The organism is Sphingomonas sp. CCH9-F2 (assembly GCF_001556735.1).
In the GTDB taxonomy this organism is placed as follows: domain Bacteria; phylum Pseudomonadota; class Alphaproteobacteria; order Sphingomonadales; family Sphingomonadaceae; genus Sphingomonas; species Sphingomonas ginsenosidimutans.
The window spans coordinates 1-2,261 of sequence record NZ_LSJO01000005.1; the positions used below are offsets into that span (position 1 = coordinate 1).

The 2,261-nt window shown below is 71.9% G+C and carries 2 protein-coding genes; both read right to left on the reverse strand.

The genetic code is table 11. The features are described from left to right. Window positions 1–1,124: glycoside hydrolase family 3 protein (locus AX685_RS00195; protein WP_197418418.1), on the reverse strand; the 1,124-nt coding region annotated here is incomplete at its 3' end. Further along, the coding region (locus AX685_RS00200; RefSeq protein ID WP_156445568.1) for a family 20 glycosylhydrolase at window positions 1,115–2,261 on the reverse strand (1,147 nt) is incomplete at its 5' end. The genes AX685_RS00195 and AX685_RS00200, both read right to left, overlap by 10 nt.

Genomic DNA, 2,261 nt, shown 5'->3' on the forward strand with positions numbered 1-2,261 from the left:
GCGTTGCGCAGCAGCACCGCGCCCTTTTCCGCCGCATCCTGCGCCACCGCGGTATCGGCGGCGGCGTCGATCGGGGCGATCGCGAGCGGGTGGTCGAACAGCCCGTTGGCGAACATCGAGCGCAGGATACGCCGCACCATGTCGTCGAGCCGCGCGGCGGGCACCTGGCCGGCGTCGATTGCGGCGGCGAGCGGCGCGCCGAAATACGGCTGCGCATCGAACGTCGCGGCGGATTCCTGGTCCAGCCCCGCATTGGCGGCGGCGACGGTGGAATGGACAGCCCCCCAGTCCGACATCACCCAGCCGGGATAGCTCCAGCGCCGCTTCAGCAGGTCGCGCAGCAGTGGCGCGTTTTCACACGCATAGGCGCCGTTGACGATGTTGTAGGCGCACATCACCGCGCCCGGCCGCCCGCGCTCGATCGCGATCTGGAACGCCAGCAGGTCCGACTGGCGCAGCGCGGCGGGATCGATCCGCGCGTCGAGCGTGAACTGGTCGGTCTGCTGCGCGTTGAGGACGTAATGCTTCACGGTCGAGACGATATGGTTCGACTGGATGCCGGCGATCTGCGCGCCGACCATCCGCCCGGCGAGGAGCGGGTCTTCGCCGCCATATTCGAAATTGCGGCCGTTGCGCGGTTCGCGCGTCAGGTTGATCCCGCCCGCGAGCAGGACGTTGAAGCCGTAGCGGCGCGCCTCCCCGCCGATCATCGCGCCGCCGGCCCGCGCGACACCTTCGTCCCAGCTGGCGATCGTCGCCAGCGTGCTGGGCAGCGCGATCGCCGGGCGCGAGGTGCGCGCCGTCGGCTGGGTCGCGACGCCCATCGCGGCATCGGCTTCCCATAGCGGGGGGATGCCGAGCCGTGGCACGCCCGCGACATAGCCTGCCGATCCTTCGCGCGCCGCGGCGGGGGGATGCGTATCGGGCTTGCCCGCCTGTTCCGACGCGAACTCGCCGATCACCATCGCCAGCTTTTCCTCGCGGGTCATCGCGGCCAGCACCAGCGCGGCGCGGCGATCGGGGGAGAGCGACGGATCGTGCCAGTCGTCGGCGCGGGGGGCGGCGCCGAGCAGCAGCGGCGCGGCGAGCGCGAGGGCGGCGGCGGCGAGCCGGGTCACTGCCATGCGGCGCGCGCCGGGGCGACGGTGACGGTGCGGCTCACGCGGCGGCCGTCACGGGTAACGGTGCGCAGTTCGGTCGCGCCGCCCACCGCGACCGGGCCGGTGTAGCGCGTCCAGGCGCCGCCGGCGGGGCGATAGTCGATCGCGGTGCCGGGCAGTTCGCTGTTCGCCTCTAGCCGGCCCGCTACGATCCGCGCCCCGGGCGGTGCCAGCCGGTAGAGGATATTGTCGCCCTCCAGCGCGGTCAGCCGTTCGGCGACGCGCCCCGCGAAGTCGCGCCAGCCGGCCAGCAGCGCGGCGCTGTCGACCCGTGCGTCGCCATAGGCATAGCTGGCGCCGGGAACATAGGCGGGTTCCCACGACGGGGTCGACCAGCCGCGTTCCGCCAGCGCGAACAGCCGCGGGAACAGCATATATTCGACCTGCGAATCGCGGCGGATCATCTCGCTCCACAATTGCCCCTGGATGCCGGCGACGTGATGGCCGGGGGCGAGCGGCACCGGATCGGCGATCGTCCCCGGCCGGTTCAGGATATCGGTGACGACCGCGCCGTTGGCGGGCAAATTGCCGGGCATGAAGGCGTAGAGGCGGAACAGGTCGATCTCGCGCGTGGCCCAGGTCGCGCCGGGTTCGTCCGGCGACACCGCCTGCGGCATGTCGAGATAGGTGACATCGGGGATCGACAGGATCACCGGCCAGCCGCGGTTGGCATGGGTGTGCGCCTCCGCCACGCCCGGCCCGAACAGACCGCCCCAGACATAGGATTGCATCTGCGCGGGCAGCTTGTCGGCATCGGCATGGGTCAGCCCGTCGCTCCACGCGCCCGCGCGGATGCCGCGCGTCGCCAGCATCGCGGCGACCCGCTCTACGAAGCGCGCGCCGAGATGCGCGATCGGGGTGCCGGTGCGCGCCGCCTCCGCACGGCAGGCGGGCGACTCGCGCCACGCGCCCGCGGTCTCGTCCGCGCCGATGTGATAGAGGCGCAGCGGCACGCCGGCCTTCGCATGGAGCCGCGCCATCGCCGCGACGACGGTGTCGAGGAAGCGATAGGTCTGCGGGATGCAGACGTTCAGCGTATTGTCGTCGTACAGCTGGATGCTGCGGTAGCGCGTCGTATCGGCGGGTTCGACCAGCCGGTAG